Here is a 15,366-nt window from a genome sequence, read left to right on the forward strand (position 1 = left end):
GTCCCCGGGCGGGCGTTGTCCCAGCCGAGGCCGCCCTTCCTTCGCCCCGGCCGTGCCGTGGCCGCGCCGGAGCGGTCCGACCCAGACGAGAACAGTGGAGCCGTGCACCACACCGAGCACAGCGCAGCACCCCCGGACGACCTGCCGGCCGTGGCCGCCTACGGGCTGCACGTGACCCGCGGCACTCATCCGGTGCTGCAGAACGTCAGTTTCACCATCCCGCGCGGCTGCATCGTCGGCCTGCTGGGGCCGAGCGGCTGCGGGAAGACGACGCTGCTGCGCTGTGTGGTCGGCGTGCAGCAGCCCACGTCCGGCCATGTGCAGGTCCTCGGCCACGCCGCCGGCGCCTGGCCGCTGCGCACCCGGGTCGGCTACGTCACCCAGGCCCCGTCCGTCTACGCGGACCTGACGGTGCTGGAGAACCTGCGCTACTTCGCCGCCGCCCTCGGTATGCGGGGCTGGCGGCGCGAGGACGCCGTCGTCCGGGTGGTGAAGGAGGTGGACCTGGCGGCGTACGCGGACAAGCCCGTCGCCCGGCTCTCGGGCGGCCAGTACTCGCGGGTGTCCCTGGCCGTGGCACTGCTCAACCGGCCCGACCTGCTGGTCATGGACGAACCCACGGTCGGCCTCGACCCGATGGTGCGCCGGGAGCTGTGGCTGGTCTTCCGGCGACTGGCCCAGGAGGGCACCACGCTGCTGGTCTCCAGCCACGTCATGGACGAGGCCGACCGCTGCGACCGGCTGCTGCTCATGCGCGCGGGCCGTCTGCTGGCCAGCGCCGACCGGGAGAGCGTGCTGGAGCACACCGGCTGCGCCGAGGTGGAGGAGGCCTTCCTGCATCTCGTCCGGGCCGCGGCGGCGGCCGAGGCGCGCGCCCGTCGGCGCGATCTCGCCGACGGCCCCGTGCCCCATCTCCTCGACCAGGCCGGCGCACCCGACGCCGAGCGCACCTTCTTCGCCGCGGACACCCTCACATGACTGCCACGCCCCTGACCGACCGGCTGCCGTTCTCGCCCACCACCACCGCCGCCACGGCGGTCCGGGTGTTGCAGCAGATCTCCCGCGACAAGGGCAGCACCGCCCTGCTGCTGGGCATCCCCTGCATGCTCATGGTGCTGCTGAAGCTGATGTTCCACGACGCCGAGGCCACCTTCGAACGGGTGGGGCCCCAGGTCTTCGGCATCTTCCCGGTCATCGTCATGTACCTGGTGGCGTCGGTCTCGACGCTGCGGGAGCGCACCTCCGGCACCGCGGAACGGCTGCTGACCATGCCGGTACGGCGCCTGGACATCGTCCTCGGCTACAGCCTCGCGTTCGCGTTCCTGGCCCTGCTCCAGGCGGTACTGTCCACGCTGCTGGCCGTCGGGCCCCTGGGGCTGGACATCAAGGGGCCGGCCTATCTGCTCATGGTCATCGCCATGCTCGGCGCCCTGCTGGGCCTGGCGCTCGGCCTGCTGGTGAGCGCCTTCGCCCGCAACGAGTTCCAGGCGGTGCAGTTCCTGCCCGCCGGGGTCCTGCCGCAGTTCCTGGTGTGCGGACTGTTCGTGCCCCGGGACGACATGCACGGCGCGCTGGCGGCCCTGGCCAAGGCGATGCCCATGACGTACGCGGTGCAGGCGGCGGGCGAGGCCGCCGAACACTCCGGTGTCACCGGGCTGTTCGTCAGGGACTCCCTGCTCATCCTCGCGTGCGTGGTCCTCGTGCTGGTGGCCAGCGCGGCCACCCTCAAACGCCGGTGAGGGCCGTCGAGACCGACGGCCCTCACGCGTGCGTCACCGACCGCTCCCTAGCGGTGCAGGCCCCAGGAGAAGCCCCCGGAGACGCTGCCGAACTTCGGGATCTCGAACGGGCCGAAGTGCATCGGCGGCTCGTGACCCCCGTGCCCGCCGTGACCGCCCGGGCCGGGGTTGACGACGGCCGCGGACGGCTGCGGGGCGGCGGTGGCGGCCGGCACGGCGGCGACGGCGGTCACGGCGACCGCCGCCAGGGCGACGACGGCGGCACGGCGCAGCAACGACATGGAAAACCTCCGGAAGAAAGAGAAAAGGGGAAGTGGGCGATTCCCACCCTATCGAGTCCGGGTCGCCGGGGAGTATCCGAAAAGGGCGTGTTCCCCCGAACGAAGTGACATGCCGGCAGCGAATACACGAGCCGAAAAACACCTCCCCATACAAATTCGCATCCGGCTGGAAAGCGGCTCGGAAGCGGGGAGAAGCCGGAACGGCAAGAAATCGGCCCGGTAATGAGGGCCGGGGTGAACAGAAGGGTGAAATCGAGAATGTCCCGGACGTGGAGGACGGCGGTCGCCTGCGGCACGGCACTCGCGGCGCTGTGGCAGGTCCCCGCCGCACCGGCCTGGGCGGGACCCCCGCCCGTGCCGTCGCCGCCCGCACCCTACCGGGCGCCGCTGTGGCCGCTGCCCGAGCCGGGGGGCCGGCCCGGTCCCGCCGCCCCCTCGGCCTCGTTCGCACCCGCCCCCTCGGCCTCGTACGCGCCCGCGGAGGGGACGGCCGGGCAGGCCGCACCGGAGCACCGCGAGCCCGGTGTCGGTGGCCGGGAGGACGGCCTGGTCGACGCCGTCAACCAGCACCGCCGGGCGGCCGGCTGCGGCCCGGTACGGGCACACGCGGCGCTGCACCGGGCGGCGCGGGCGCACAGCGGTCACATGGCCCGCAGCCACCGCCTCACGCACACCGGTGCCGGCGGCAGCAGTCCCGCCGACCGGATGCGGGACGCGGGTTTCCCCGTCGGGTCCGCGGGCGAGGCGGTGACCGCCGGCCCCGCCACCGCCCGGGCCGCCGTGCAGGTGTGGATGCGCAGCCCGGCCCACCGCACCATCCTGCTCACCTGCCGCTACACCCATGTCGGCGTCGGTGTCGCGGAGGGGACCGGCGGCCCGTGGTGGACCCTGGACCTGGCCTCGCGCCGGTGACGGCCGGCCCGTCCGGGACCGGCCCCGGTCAGCCGAGGTCCGGGTCCCACCACCAGGCGATGCCGGGGGCGCCCTCCACCGGCCCCGGGCGGGTGTCGGCCGGCGCGTCGGCCCAGGCCGGCAGCGTGTCGTCCATCGCGTCGGGCCAGTGTCCGGCGCTGAGGTAGCGCGGTACCCGCAGCCCCCACTCGTTGTTGCCCCGGATTCCGTACCTGAGGCCCTGGAGATACGTGGCCAGCGCGCCGCCGGCCGACGGGCGGACGCGGTCGTGGAGTTGCAGGAACCGCAGCAGGACCCGGTCGCGCAGGCCGGTGGCCGACTCCACGGCCTCCGGCAGCGAGCAGGACCGCTCCTGCATCAGCACCGTGTAGACGTTCTGGTCGGCCTCCCCGCCGGACAGCTCCTTGAGCAGCGAGTGCCGGTCGTTGTCGAGGGCGGCCACCATGATGGCCATCTCCGTCAGCGCGCGGACCGCCGGCCGGTGCATCTCGCGGTCCGGGACCTCCTCGCCCGTGGCCAGTTCCAGCAGGGCGTAGGTGGGCCAGCCGCCCGAGGACAGCAGCCGCAGGCAGAGGAAGTCGTCGAGGTTCGGCATCCGGCCGGTCGCCTGGTTGCCGATCTGCCAGGCCACCCCGGTCAGCCACGCGCGGTGGGCGTGGGCGAACCGGCTGACCTGGGTGGGCGGCGAGAAGCCCCGGAAGCGGCGCACGATGTCCCGCAGGGCGGGGACGAACCGGTCCGTGTCCGCGGCCCCGTCCGTCTCGCACGCCCGCTGGACGCGCCCCGCCAGCGCGTTGAACTGCGCGGGCCGGGTGCTCAGGGGGCCGCTGTCGCAGCGCGCGTCGTCGAAGGCGAAGCCCCAGTACACCCACAGGGCCGTCGCCAGCAGCCGGTCGTCCTCGGCGACCGGGGCGAACCGGGCCATGAAGTCGGTGCTGTGCGTCGCCACGACCCAGGCCTTCTCCCGCTCCGTGGCGCACATTCCGCTGGCGCCGATCCATTCCACGGCGCGTTTCTCCACCTGTCGGGCGCGCGGATGAATCGCCGACTCGAGCGGGCAGTAGATGGGCGGCAATTCCACGCCGGACACGTGGGGCGTACGAGAACCCATGGCGAACGGGCACCTTCCGGTAGGGAAACGGGAATGTGCCGACGATCATGCGGAAATGCCGGAGCGGATGCGGGCAGGCCAGCCCACCGGGAGGTCCGTGTCAACCGAAAGGGATCTCGGTACGTCGCCGTTGACGCCGAATGCCGACGGGAACCGGCGGACGGGGCAGGATCGGGCGGGAGGGCGTGGGGCGGGCGCCGGGCAACGGTGTTCCGCAACGACCGTGACCATCACCCGCATGACGCAGTATCACCGCGGCGGGCCGGGGAACCCGCGGGGCGTACCCGGGTGTGACGTCCTCCCGCGCCCGGGGCGGCAGGGTGCGCTGCGGCCGGTATCCCCGAGTCGGCCGCGGCGCACCCGTGCGCCGGACGACGACACCCGCCGGCCCGCCTGCCCGCTTGCCCGTCGGTCCACCGGCCCGCTTGCCCGTCGGTCCACCGGCCCGCAGGCCCACCGGTCCGCCTGCCCGCCGGTCCACCGGCCCGCCGGTCCCACCCGGGTCGATGGGTGTCGGCCACCCGTGGGCCGGGGTTCCGGCTCGGGCGGACCTCGGGCGGCCCACGGCTGCCCGGCCGGCGGCGTCGGCGCGGACGCGGTCCCGTCCTCCGTACCGGCGGAAGCCGAGCGCTGACGCTCCATCCGCGCCGTTCTCGCCATTTCGTCCCGGGCAAGTCCGGAACGGGCGGCTTCCCGTTCCGGCGCCGGTTCGGCGATGGGACAATCCGGGGGGGGCGTCGGCGACGCCGTGGTCGATGCCGCCCGGAGCGGAAGGAGCGGTCAGCATGGTCCATTGGGTGCCCCTGGGCAGCGGGGCGAGGCCCGTTCCCCGGCCGGTGGCGGCTCCGCTGGTGTGGGCGGCGGCGTTCGGGGGCGCGCTGACCCTGGTGGCCCTGCTGAACAGCACCGTGGGCATCGGCCGGACGGGGCTGGCCCTGTCCGCGCTCTCGCTGCTGGCGGGTGGGCTGGGGCTGTGCGCGCGGTTCACCGCCGCGCCCGGCACGGCCGTGCTGTGCTGGCTGTCGTTGAACGGCTTCGCGATCCCGCCCGCCGGCACCCTGAGCTGGACGGGGCACCGGGACACGGTCTGGCTCGCCTGCCTGTTCACCGCGACGCTGGTCGGCACGGCGCTGGCCCGCGTGGCGAACGCCCGCGCCGCCTACCGCCGGCTGACGGCGGGTGGCGGACCCGACACACCGGACCCGGGATTCGGCCCCCTCACGCGCTGAGGGTACGGCCCGGCCCGGCCCGGCGGCCGGCCGGGAGTGCGTCCCCGGCCGGCCGCCGGGCGGTCGTCAGGCCGTGTGGAGGGTCAGGCCGTAACGGGACAGGATCTCGTTCACCGGCTGGAACCAGGTCTCGCCGCCGCCGGAGCAGTTGCCCCAGCCGCCGGAGGTGACGCCCTGGGCCTGGTCGCCGCTGATGAAGGAGCCGCCCGAGTCGCCGCCCTCGGCGCACACGCTGGTCTTCGTCATCTGGTGCACCGCACCCTGGCTGTAGTTGACGGTCTCGTTCTTGGCCAGCACCGTGCCGCAGTGCCAGCGGGTGGTGGAACCGGAGCGGCAGATCGAGGCGCCCACCGGGGCCTCGGCCGATCCGCGTACCAGCCGGTCGGGGACCGTGCCCCACCCGAGCACCACCGGCACGGTCCACCAGCCGCTGCCCACGCTGACCCAGGCGTAGTCGTCACCCGGGAAGGACGAGCCCTGGAACGTGCCGATGTACGAGCCGTCCCAGCCGCTCACCCCGGCGCCGGCCCGCCCGCAGTGGCCCGCGGTGACGAACCCGCCGTGCACCGAGAAGCCGATGGAGCAGCGGACGTTGCCCGTGTAGTACGGGTCGCCGCCGACCGTGCCCGCCGCGAAGGTGCTCGGCGCCGACGGCACCGTCCGCACGGAGACCGGACCGGCCTCGCGGGCCTCCCGCAGGAAGCGCCGGACATCGTTGTCGGACCGCTCCGGGGCGACGACGTCGACGACCACCGTGTTGGCGGCCGGATCGACGTGCCAGCTGCTGACGCCCGCGGGGGCGTCGAGCCGGTCGAGGCGGGCCTTCACCGCGTCGAGCCGTCGGGCGCTGTGCTCGACGGTGCGCACGTCGGCGCCGGTGGCCCGCACCGCCCGTACCGTCGCGGGGGCCGCGTCCGAGGTGACGGCCACGGTCAGCCGGCCGCGGTCGGCGTCGAACCACGAGCCGCCGTAGGCGTCCCCGGCGGCCCGGCGGGCGGCCGGTTCCACGTCGGTGGCCTCGCGTTCGGCCGCCAGCCGCGCTTCGGCCTGCTCCCGGGTCAGCCCGAGGTCCTGCTGCATCGCCGACAGGAGACCGGCGGAGGCGGGCCGGGCGGCGGGGGAGTCGTCGGCCGTGGCGGGCGCGTTGCCGGCCGCGGTCCAGCCGCCGAGCACCAGGAGGACGGCGAGCCCGGCGTGCTTGAGTCTGCTGCGTCTCACGGGAGTTGCCCTTCGTCGTTCCAGCAAGGTGGGGGTGGAACAATCACGGTCTGAGAGCGCTCTCACGGGTTGCGCAGAGCTTAGCCAGCCAACGACGTCAGGTCCATGCCAATCACGGACACGTTCTCGGACACGCGCCGGCCGCTCCTTCGCCCCGTGGGGCGGCGAAGGAGCGGCCGGGTCCGGCCGTCAGTACCAGCCGGTCGCGGCGAGGACGTGTCCGTCGCAGGCGAGCAGGGCCCGGGAGACCCGGCCGTGCAGGTTGTTGCCGATCATCGTGTAGGCGTAGTCGATGCCCTGGTCGACGGTCTCGGAGACCCATCCGTCGGCCCGCCCGACGCCGGAGTTCGAACGCTCCAGGACGGCGGCGCAGTTGGTCCGGGACTTCTCGATGCGGGCGAACGAGCCGCACTTGTCGGAGTAGAAGTACTTCAGCGCCATGCCCTCGGCGTACCGGGTGGCGCCGACCTGCCGGAAGGTGCCGGCGCACCCGGAGACGGTGGGGTACTGGCCCTCCATGCCGTAGGCGCCGTAGTTGCCGCCCGAGTGCGGGGCGGCCTGGGCGGAGACCGGGGTGAGCGCCAGCATCGCGGCGGCGCCGGACGCGGCCAGCAGAGTCGTGAGCGAACGACGGCCCATGAGCCCTCATTTCCAAGTCGGCGGTGTGCGGAGGGGGCGGACGCGACCGGCCGTCGGCGGAACCGGTCCCTGCCCCCGCGCCGACGTTAGGCAGCGGTGGGCGCGGCCGGTACCTCGTACTTCTCAGGGCCGTGCGCGCCCTGCGGGCTACCGGCGCCGATTGGCCGGCTCCGGGAGGGGCACTCAGTGCGAGTGGCCCCGTCAGGGGGCGCTCGGTGCGAGAGCCCGCCCGTCGCGGCTCGTGGTGGAGGAGGAGTGGTGGCCGTACGTCATCGACTGATCAAGGCGAGTCCGCGGCAGGTGTGGGACGTCCTCGCGGACAGCGGCCGGTACGCGGAGTGGGTGGTGGGGACGGACTCGTCCGAGCCCTGCCGGGGTCGGTGGCCGCAGGTGGGCGCCGCCCTCACCTACCAGGTCCGCCTCGGCCCCGCCCTGCTCACCAACGAGACGGTCGTCCGGCGGTGCGAGGAGGGCACGCTGCTGGAACTGGAGGCCGTCGCGGGACCGCTCGGGACGGCGCGGATCTCGATCGAGGTGCGCCCCTGGGGCGAGCACTGCCTGGTGGTCGTCGACGAACACCCCCTCCAGGGCACGGGCGGCGTCCTGCACAACGTGGCCGTCGAAGGGCTGATCCAGCTGCGTCACCGGGCCATGCTGGCCCGCCTGGCCCGGCTCTGCCAGGCCGAGGCCGACGGCGACACCGGCGGCGACCGGCGCAAGCGGACGGCCGGGTCCGCGAGGCCCGGGCACGGAGCCGGCCGTGCCTGACGCCGTGGTCGTCGGGGCCGGGCCCAACGGGCTGGTGGCCGCCAACCTCCTCGCCGACGCCGGGTGGAGCGTCGCGGTCCTGGAGGAGCAGCCCGAGCCGGGCGGGGCGGTGCGCCACGACGGCGACGTCGCCCCCGGGTTCGTGCACGACCTGTTCAGCTCCTTCTACCCGCTGGCCGCCGCCTCGCCGGTGCTGGCGGGCCTGCGGCTGGAGGACCACGGCCTGCGCTGGAGCCACGCGCCGCACGTGCTCGCCCACCCGCTGACCGCCGGCGGATGCGCGGTCCTCGACCGCGGCCTCGAGACCACCGCCGCGTCCCTCGACGCCTTCCACGCGGGGGACGGCGCCGCCTGGCGCCGCCTGCACGGGCTGTGGGAGCGCTACCGGTCCGACATCCTGGACGCCCTGTTCACCCCCTTCCCGCCCGTCCGGGCCGCCGGCCGGCTCGCCGTCCGGCTGCGCGGCGGGGGCGGGCTGCGGCTCGCCCGCACCCTCGTACTGCCGGTGCGCCGCATGGGGGACGAGGAGTTCCGGGGCGAGGGCGGCCGGCTGCTCCTGGCCGGCAACGCGCTCCACGCCGACCTGGCGCCGGAAGCCGCCGGCAGCGGGGGCTTCGGCTGGCTGATGTCCATGCTCGGGCAGACCTACGGCTTCCCGGTGCCCGTCGGCGGCTCCGGCGCCCTCACCGCCGCCCTCACCCACCGGCTGCGCTCCCGGGGCGGCACCCTGCGCTGCGGCAGCCGCGTCGGCCGTGTGCTGGTGCGCGACGGACGGGCCGCCGGCGTGCGCACCGCCGACGGCGAGACGGTCGCCGCCCGGCACGCCGTGCTCGCCGACGTCTCCGCACCCGCCCTGTACGGCGAACTCCTCGACCCCGCGGACGTGCCCGAGCAGGTCCTCGCCGACCTGCGGCGCTTCGAGTGGGACTTCGCCACCTTCAAGGTCGACTGGGCGCTCGACGGCCCGGTGCCCTGGCGGGCCGAGCAGGCCCACCTGGCCGGCACCGTCCACCTGGCCGACGGCCTGGACGAGCTGACCCGGTTCGCCGCCCAGATCGCCATGCGGCAGGTGCCCGACCGCCCCTTCGCGGTGTTCGGCCAGATGACCACCGCCGACGCCACCCGCTCCCCGCGCGGCACCGAGTCCGCCTGGGCCTACACCCACGTCCCGCACGACATCCGCGGCGACGCCGGTGACGAGGGGCTCACGGGGAGCTGGAGCGAGCGGGAGCAGCAGATCATGGCCGACCGCGTCGAGCGGCAGGTGGAGCGCTTCGCACCCGGCTTCCGCGCCCTGATCCGCGCCCGGCGCGTCCTCGCCCCGCCGACGCTCCAGGCCCTGGACGCGAACCTGCGCGGCGGCGCCATCAACGGCGGCACCACGGCCGTGCACCAGCAGCTGTTCTTCCGGCCCGTGCCCGGCACCGGCCGCCCGGAGACCCCGGTGACGGGCCTCTACCTCGCCTCGGCCGCCGCCCACCCCGGCGGCGGCGTGCACGGCGCCCCCGGCGCCAACGCCGCCCGTGCCGCGCTGCGCGCCCGCCGGTACGCCCCGCTCGCCCGCCTCCAGCGGACGCTCACCGGCCGCGACCGCGCCGGCGACAGACGCCGCACCCACCGATGACGGACGAGGTGGCGCCGTGACCGACAGGACCGACAGGACCGACAGCCCCCTGCGCGGCCGTACCGTCGTGGTGACCGGAGCCGCGCGCGGCATCGGCGCCGCGCTGGCCCACGCCTGCGCCCGGCGCGGAGCCCGGCTCGCGCTGGTCGGGCTGGAGCGGGCCGGGCTGGACGCGGTCGCGGCCGCCCTGCCGGGCCCGGCACTGGCCGTCGAGGCCGACGTCACCGACCCCGCCGCCCTGGACGCGGCCGCCGACACCGTGCGCCGGCGGCTCGGCCGTCCGTCGGTCGTCGTCGCCAACGCCGGGATCGCCGCGGCCGGGCCGTTCGCCGGGTCCGACCCGGCCGCCTGGAGCCGGGTGATCGACGTCAACCTCACCGGCAGCGCACACACCGCCCGGGCCTTCCTGCCCGACCTGCTGGAGACGGCCGGGTACCACCTCCAGGTCGCCTCGACGGCGGCGTTCGGCGCCGCCCCCATGATGACCGCCTACTGCGCCTCCAAGTCGGGCGTGGAGGCCTTCGCCCACGCCCTGCGCGCCGAGGTGGCCCACCGCGGTGTCGCCGTGGGCATCGCCTACCTCAACTGGATCGACACCGACATGATCCGCGACGGCGACCGGCACGCGGTCCTGCGCGAACTGCGCACCCGCATGCCCTACCCGGCCCACCGCGTCCACCCGGTCGACATGGTCGCCGCCCGGCTGGTGAGGGCCGTGGAGCGGCGCCGTACGGCGGTCTACGCGCCGGCCTGGCTGCGCCTGGCACAGCTGGTGCGCCCGGCCCTGCCCTCCGTCGTCCTGCGTGCCGCCCGGCGGGACCTGCCCCGGCTTCAGGCGCGGGGCGCCTTGGCACCGACCGGCCCGCTCGGCGCCGGCGGCCGTGCCGACCGCGCCGCCCGCGACCGGCACCGCACCTGAACCGTGTCCTCCCCGAACCGTGTCCGCGACGCACCACCCCGGCCGTGTCCCGTCCTCCGGCGCGCGGGGCGCCCGCCGATGCCCGGGGCGCCCGCCGAGGCCGGCCCGTCCGGGTCCGCTCCCTCCGCCCGCGTCGCAACGGCAGCGGCATTCGCCCGGTCGCGGCCCGCTCCCCGGACGGCACCGAAAGGACCCCCGGATGCAGACGTTTCTCCCCGACCCCGATTTCCGTGCCTCGGCGCTGGCGCTGGACCGGCGGCGGCTGGGCAAGCAGCGCGTGGAGGCCCTCCAGGTGCTGCGCGGCCTCACCGTGCCGGGATACGGCTGGCGGCGGCACCCCGCGGTCCGGATGTGGGCCGGCTACGAGGAGGCGCTCGTCCGCTACGGCCTGGAGGTCTGCCGGGTCTGGCGGGAGCAGGGGCACCAGGACAGCTGTGCCGCCTCGCTCGTCGCCCAACTCGCCGCCGTCCGCCCCGGCGCACCCGTCCGCGACCAGCAGGCACTCGCCGCGGCCGGGGAACTGCCGCCGTGGCTCGGCGACGAGGCCTTCCACGTCAGCCACCGCTCGGCGCTGGTGCGCAAGGACCGCGCCGCCTACGCCCCGCTCTTCCCGGGCGTCCCCGACGACCTGCCCTACGTCTGGCCTGCCTCCGACCGCGCGGGAGGTGTTCCGCCGCGCGGGGCGCACACTTGAGGCAGGAGGCGAGGTGGCGACCGTGCTGTCCGGGACGCGCGAACGGCTGGGCCGGGCCCTGTTCCTCAGGGTCGCGGGCCCTGACGGGCCGGCCAACCGCGCCCGGATCCACGACACCCCCGGCCCGCGCTGGTTCGGCCCGGAGCGCCCGATCCGGGTGGTGCACGGGGACGCCTCGATGTTCGTCGGCGGGCTGCGCGCGCTGCTGCTCCAGTCGCTGCACCCGCTGGCCATGGCCGCCGTGGCCGCGCACTCCGGCTTCCGCGGCGATCCGTGGGGACGGCTCCAGCGCACCAGCACCTTCCTCGCGGTGACGACCTACGGCACCGCCGCCGACGCCCAGGAAGCCGTCGACCGGGTCCGCGCCATCCACGAACGCGTCCGGGGCACGACCGCGGCGGGCGAGCCCTACCACGCCGCCGACCCGCGCCTGCTCACCTGGGTGCACATCGCCGAGACCGACAGCTTCCTGTGCGCCCACGAACGCTACGGCGCCCACCCCCTGGACCCGGCGGGCCAGGACGCCTACGTCGCCGACACCGCCCGCGTCGCCGAGGCCCTGGGCGTGCCCGACCCGCCGCGCACCCGGCAGGAGCTCACGGACCGGCTGGCCGCCTACCGGCCCGAGCTGCGGGCGACGCCCGAGGCCCGTTCGGCCGCGCGCTTCCTGCTGTTCCGCCCGCCGCTGCCGCCCGCCGCGCGCCCCTTCTACGGCGTGCTGGCGGCCGGCGCGGTGGCGAGCCTGCCGCCCTGGGCGCGCGACCTGCTGTGGCTGCCCCGCGTCCCGGTCGTCGAGGACCTCACGGTCGTCCCGGCGGGGGCGGTCCTGACCCGCACCATCCGGTGGGCCCTGACCCCGCCGCCCCGCGACCCCGGCTGAGGACGGTGCGCGACGGCCGGTCCGGCGACGGTTTCCGGCCACCGAGCCACCACCACGCGCGGGGCCCTGCTCGCCGCCCTCGCCTGCGTCCTCGTCGGAGGGTCCTTCACCGCCAACAGCGTCCTCGGCGACTACCCGTACGCCGGCGGCCAGTTCCTGCGCTACGCCCTGGCCTTCCTGCTGCTCGTGCCCCTGGCCGGCCGGGGCGCTCGGCACCGGCTGCGCCGGCTCGGGCCCGGCGGGTGGGGGCGCCTCGGGCTGCTCGCGGCCGTCGGCATGGTCGGCTTCAACCTGGCCGTCCTCGCCGCCGAACGCACGGCGGAACCGGCGGTCCCCGGCGTCTTCGTGGGCTGCGCCCCCGTCGTGGTCGCCGTGCTCGTCCCGCTGCTGGACCGGCGCCGTCCGCAGCGGGTGGTGGTGCACGGCGCGCTGCTCGTGGCCGTCGGCGCGTTCACGGTGCAGGGCTGGGGCCGCACCGACGCGGCGGGCATCGCCTTCTCCGTCTGCGCGCTGGCCGGCGAGGTCGGGTTCGCCGTCCTGGCCGTGCCCGTGCTCCGGCCGCTGGGGCCGCGGCTGCTGTCGGCCGTCGTGTGCGGCGTCGCGGCGGCCGAGTCGGCGGTGGCCGGGATCCTCGCCGACGGCGCCGGCTGGCTGCGGCGGCCGGACGGGGTGGAGACGGCCGCGCTGCTGTGGCAGGCGGTGGTGGTCACCGTCGTCGGATTCGTGTGCTGGTACGCCGGGATGCAGCGGATCGGCGCCGAACGCGCCACCCTGTTCTCGGGTCTCATCCCCGTCGCCGCCGCCTGCACCGCGCCGCTGGTGGGGACCGGTTCCTACGGCCCCGCCCAGGCCTTGGGCAGCGCCCTGGTGTGCGCCGGGGTGGCCGTGGGCTCCGGTGCGGTCCTGCGGCGACGCGGCGGTGGCCCCGACGGCGAGGCCGCCCCGGCGGGCGGCCGGCCACGAACCGGCCGGCTTTCGGAAGCCGTTGACCGGAACCGGACGCTCCCGGCCGCGAACCGCCACGGAACAGGCACACATTCCTGAGTGCGTTTCGCGTGAACGGGGGTACGCGCACTGGCGTCGGCCCGTCCCGGGCCGGCGGGCGCAACCGGCGACGCGGGAGGACCCACATGACGACGGCGGCAACGACCCGGACGGCCGGGCCCGGCACGGACGACGCGCGGCTGCCCGTGGTCGAGGACCCCTCCAAGGTCGCCCCGAAGGACGCCCGTGAGCTGTCGCGGCTGTTCTTCGAGCAGTTGACGGTGCTGGAGGAGGGCACGCCCGAGTACCAGTACGCGCGCAACACCCTGATCGAGATGAACATGTCCCTCGTGCGGTACGCGGCCTCCCGGTTCCGCAGCCGCGGCCCCGAGGAGCGGGAGGACATCGTCCAGGTCGGCATGATCGGGCTGATCAAGGCGATCGACCGGTTCGAGCTGAGCCGGGAGGTGGAGTTCACCTCCTTCTCCGTGCCGTACATCGTCGGCGAGATCAAGCGCTTCTTCCGCGACACCTCCTGGGCGGTGCACGTGCCGCGCCGGCTCCAGGAGGCGCGCGTGGAGCTGGCCAAGGCCACGGACGAACTGCGCAGCCGGCTGGGCCGTACGCCCACGGTCAAGGAGCTGGCCGAGCTGATGAGCCTGACGGAGGAGGAGGTCATCGAGGCCCGGGTGGCCGCCAACGGCTACAACTCCGCCTCCCTGGACGCCGCGATGGGCGGCGGCGACGACGGCGAGACGGTCCTCGCGGACTTCATCGGCGCCGAGGACACGGCGCTGGAACTGGTGGAGGACTTCCACGCGCTCGCCCCGCTGATCGCCGAGCTCGGTGAGCGCGACCGGCAGATCATCCACATGCGGTTCGTGGAGGAGCTGACCCAGGCGCAGATCGGCGAACGCCTGGGCGTCTCCCAGATGCACGTCTCCCGGCTGCTGTCCCGCACGCTGGCCCGGCTGCGCGAGGGCATGCTCACCACGGGCTGAGACGGGTGGCGGGCCCTCGCGGCGGCCGGGTGCGGTCACGGCCGGAGGGGCATGCTCCGGCAGTCGGAGCCGGCCGGTTTCCCGGCCAGCCGGTCGGCGAGCCAGGAGATGGCCTTGCCCTGGTCGGCGAGGAGCGGCGCGACGTGGTTGAGCAGGTCGTTGCCGACGCCGGGCAGCAGCACCGCGTCGTAGGTGACCTTCGCGCCCTTGCGGCACCAGTCGACGGCCAGTTGGCGGGACTGGGCGTGCGGGACGAGGCTGTCGGCGACGCCGGTCGCCACCCGCACCGGGCTCTCGGGCCGGTGTCTGCCGATGCGCTGCTCGGCCAGGAAGGACCGCAGCGCCGGTTCCGACCGGATGATCTCGCTCACCGACTGGCCGGTGGTCGTCCACGCAGTGGTGCGCGCCCCGTTGTAGGCGAACAGCGCGTCGCCGACGCACATGGTGGACAGGTCCTCCATCGCCTCGCGCCCCGCCTCGTTGAGGTACCGGTCGGCGATGGGGCGCAGCGACGGGTCGGTCTGGAGGAAGCCGTTGAGCGACCAGCCGATCGCCCCGGCCAGGTCGCCGCCGTCGATCGCCTCGGTGACCGCGGTCAGATCGGCGGGCGGGGCGCCGGCGTAGCTGCCCGCCAGCCGGACGTCCGGGGCGTAGGAGGGCTGGAGTTCGGCGGCGGCGGCCACCGCCCCGCCGCCCTGGCTGTAGCCGTACAGGCCCACCGGTGACCGGTCGGTGACCGACGCCGATTCCAGTGCCCGGGCGGCGCGTACGGCGTCCAGCACGGCGTGCGCCTCGTCGACCCGGTTGACGTAGGTGTGCAGCCGGTCCGTGGCGCCGAGGCCGGCGTAGTCGGTGACGACGACGGCGACGCCGCGGGCCAGCAGCCGGTAGACGGCGAGGGCCTCGTAACCGACCGAGACGGTCTGCCCGTTGATCAGCAGCGGGCGTTCCAGGCCGAGGGAGGCGGCGCACTGGTCGCCCTGGCCCATGGTGCCGGGGGCCACGACGACGAGCGGGCGCGGACCCTCGCCCCGCCAGCGCGCGGACGGCTCGATGTAGGCGCCCGTCACGGCGACGGGTCCGCCGCCGGCGTCCGTCGACTTGTACATCAGCCGGGTGGCCCGTCCCGGCAGCGGGCCGTCGACGCCGGGCAGGCTCAGCGCGAGGCGCAGCGGTTCGGAGCGGACCAGGGCGCCGTCCTGCGCGGGCAGGTCGGCGGGCGGGGTGTAGAAGGCCGGGATCGGAACGCCGCGGGACTCCGTGGCCCCTTGGGCGTCCGCGGCGGCCGGAACGGCCTGGGCGCCGAGGGCGAGTGCCGCGGCGATCGACGCGGCGAGCAGACGCGGGCGTGCGGGCATGGCGCACCT

At 75.5% G+C, this 15,366-nt stretch carries 16 protein-coding genes; 11 read left to right on the forward strand and 5 right to left on the reverse strand.

The features are described 5' to 3' along the window. Nucleotides 1–102: 102 nt before the first annotated feature. Nucleotides 103–978, forward strand: a complete 876-nt coding sequence (locus ACZ45Q_RS31590; protein WP_468267695.1) for an ABC transporter ATP-binding protein — start codon at nucleotides 103–105, stop codon at nucleotides 976–978. Then, complete coding sequence (locus tag ACZ45Q_RS31595) at nucleotides 975–1,739, forward strand: ABC transporter permease (protein WP_468267698.1); 765 nt, start codon at nucleotides 975–977, stop codon at nucleotides 1,737–1,739. Before ACZ45Q_RS31590 ends, ACZ45Q_RS31595 begins: the two co-directional genes overlap by 4 nt. Before the next feature lie 47 nt (nucleotides 1,740–1,786). On the opposite strand, the gene ACZ45Q_RS31600 is transcribed toward ACZ45Q_RS31595, so the two are convergent. Beyond that, nucleotides 1,787–2,020 carry a hypothetical protein gene (locus ACZ45Q_RS31600; RefSeq protein ID WP_468267701.1) on the reverse strand — a complete coding sequence of 78 codons (234 nt, stop codon included), beginning with the start codon at nucleotides 2,018–2,020 and terminating at the stop codon, nucleotides 1,787–1,789. Between the two features lie 258 nt (nucleotides 2,021–2,278). Here ACZ45Q_RS31600 and ACZ45Q_RS31605 point away from each other — a divergent pair, with 258 nt between their 5' ends. Further along, nucleotides 2,279–2,932, forward strand: a complete 654-nt coding sequence (locus ACZ45Q_RS31605) for a CAP domain-containing protein (RefSeq protein ID WP_468267704.1) — start codon at nucleotides 2,279–2,281, stop codon at nucleotides 2,930–2,932. A gap of 28 nt (nucleotides 2,933–2,960) precedes the next feature. On the opposite strand, the gene ACZ45Q_RS31610 is transcribed toward ACZ45Q_RS31605, so the two are convergent. After that, a complete protein-coding gene (locus tag ACZ45Q_RS31610; protein ID WP_468267707.1) occupies nucleotides 2,961–4,043 on the reverse strand; it encodes a terpene synthase family protein in 1,083 nt (360 codons plus the stop codon). Between the two features lie 785 nt (nucleotides 4,044–4,828). Here ACZ45Q_RS31610 and ACZ45Q_RS31615 point away from each other — a divergent pair. Then, nucleotides 4,829–5,272: a hypothetical protein gene (locus ACZ45Q_RS31615; protein ID WP_468267710.1), complete on the forward strand. Its 444-nt coding sequence runs from the start codon at nucleotides 4,829–4,831 to the stop codon at nucleotides 5,270–5,272. 66 nt (nucleotides 5,273–5,338) lie between these two features. Here the strand turns inward: ACZ45Q_RS31615 and ACZ45Q_RS31620 are convergent, their stop codons facing one another. Further along, nucleotides 5,339–6,490, reverse strand: a complete 1,152-nt coding sequence (locus tag ACZ45Q_RS31620; protein ID WP_468267713.1) for a S1 family peptidase — start codon at nucleotides 6,488–6,490, stop codon at nucleotides 5,339–5,341. Between the two features lie 189 nt (nucleotides 6,491–6,679). Next, nucleotides 6,680–7,129 carry a hypothetical protein gene (locus ACZ45Q_RS31625; protein WP_468267716.1) on the reverse strand — a complete coding sequence of 150 codons (450 nt, stop codon included), beginning with the start codon at nucleotides 7,127–7,129 and terminating at the stop codon, nucleotides 6,680–6,682. Nucleotides 7,130–7,387: 258 nt separating this feature from the next. Between ACZ45Q_RS31625 and ACZ45Q_RS31630 the strand changes: the two genes are divergently transcribed. From ACZ45Q_RS31630 to ACZ45Q_RS31660, 7 genes are all read left to right on the forward strand, one after another. Then, complete coding sequence (locus tag ACZ45Q_RS31630; protein WP_468267719.1) at nucleotides 7,388–7,897, forward strand: SRPBCC family protein; 510 nt, start codon at nucleotides 7,388–7,390, stop codon at nucleotides 7,895–7,897. Beyond that, a complete protein-coding gene (locus ACZ45Q_RS31635; RefSeq protein ID WP_468267722.1) occupies nucleotides 7,890–9,521 on the forward strand; it encodes a phytoene desaturase family protein in 1,632 nt (543 codons plus the stop codon). The genes ACZ45Q_RS31630 and ACZ45Q_RS31635 overlap by 8 nt, the downstream gene beginning before the upstream one ends. 16 nt (nucleotides 9,522–9,537) lie before the next feature. Continuing rightward, on the forward strand, nucleotides 9,538–10,440 hold the full coding sequence (locus ACZ45Q_RS31640; protein WP_468267725.1) for an SDR family oxidoreductase: 903 nt from the start codon (nucleotides 9,538–9,540) through the stop codon (nucleotides 10,438–10,440). Between the two features lie 199 nt (nucleotides 10,441–10,639). Then, nucleotides 10,640–11,134, forward strand: coding sequence for an MSMEG_6728 family protein (locus tag ACZ45Q_RS31645; RefSeq protein ID WP_468267728.1), 495 nt, complete (start codon nucleotides 10,640–10,642; stop codon nucleotides 11,132–11,134). 22 nt (nucleotides 11,135–11,156) lie between these two features. After that, nucleotides 11,157–12,014 carry an oxygenase MpaB family protein gene (locus tag ACZ45Q_RS31650; protein WP_468267808.1) on the forward strand — a complete coding sequence of 286 codons (858 nt, stop codon included), beginning with the start codon at nucleotides 11,157–11,159 and terminating at the stop codon, nucleotides 12,012–12,014. Between the two features lie 66 nt (nucleotides 12,015–12,080). Then, a complete protein-coding gene (locus ACZ45Q_RS31655; RefSeq protein WP_468267811.1) occupies nucleotides 12,081–13,058 on the forward strand; it encodes a DMT family transporter in 978 nt (325 codons plus the stop codon). An 86-nt stretch (nucleotides 13,059–13,144) separates the two neighbouring features. Next, nucleotides 13,145–13,999 carry an RNA polymerase sigma factor SigF gene (locus ACZ45Q_RS31660; protein ID WP_468267731.1) on the forward strand — a complete coding sequence of 285 codons (855 nt, stop codon included), beginning with the start codon at nucleotides 13,145–13,147 and terminating at the stop codon, nucleotides 13,997–13,999. Between the two features lie 35 nt (nucleotides 14,000–14,034). Here the strand turns inward: ACZ45Q_RS31660 and ACZ45Q_RS31665 are convergent, their stop codons facing one another. Next, nucleotides 14,035–15,357 (reverse strand): alpha/beta fold hydrolase, encoded by a 1,323-nt coding sequence (locus ACZ45Q_RS31665; protein WP_468267734.1) that lies wholly within the window; start codon nucleotides 15,355–15,357, stop codon nucleotides 14,035–14,037. Nucleotides 15,358–15,366: the final 9 nt, after the last annotated feature.

Source organism: Streptomyces sp. NPDC031049 (assembly GCF_055571015.1).

Bases quoted from the DNA above. Each gene is read 5' to 3' on its own strand.
- ACZ45Q_RS31605 (WP_468267704.1), top strand. From the start codon at position 2,279: ATGTCCCGGACGTGGAGGACGGCGGTCGCCTGCGGCACGGCACTCGCG.
- ACZ45Q_RS31645 (WP_468267728.1), top strand. From the start codon at position 10,640: ATGCAGACGTTTCTCCCCGACCCCGATTTCCGTGCCTCGGCGCTGGCG.
- ACZ45Q_RS31610 (WP_468267707.1), bottom strand. From the start codon at position 4,043: ATGGGTTCTCGTACGCCCCACGTGTCCGGCGTGGAATTGCCGCCCATC.
- ACZ45Q_RS31600 (WP_468267701.1), bottom strand. From the start codon at position 2,020: ATGTCGTTGCTGCGCCGTGCCGCCGTCGTCGCCCTGGCGGCGGTCGCC.
- ACZ45Q_RS31595 (WP_468267698.1), top strand. From the start codon at position 975: ATGACTGCCACGCCCCTGACCGACCGGCTGCCGTTCTCGCCCACCACC.
- ACZ45Q_RS31665 (WP_468267734.1), bottom strand. From the start codon at position 15,357: ATGCCCGCACGCCCGCGTCTGCTCGCCGCGTCGATCGCCGCGGCACTC.
- ACZ45Q_RS31615 (WP_468267710.1), top strand. From the start codon at position 4,829: ATGGTCCATTGGGTGCCCCTGGGCAGCGGGGCGAGGCCCGTTCCCCGG.
- ACZ45Q_RS31625 (WP_468267716.1), bottom strand. From the start codon at position 7,129: ATGGGCCGTCGTTCGCTCACGACTCTGCTGGCCGCGTCCGGCGCCGCC.
- ACZ45Q_RS31660 (WP_468267731.1), top strand. From the start codon at position 13,145: ATGACGACGGCGGCAACGACCCGGACGGCCGGGCCCGGCACGGACGAC.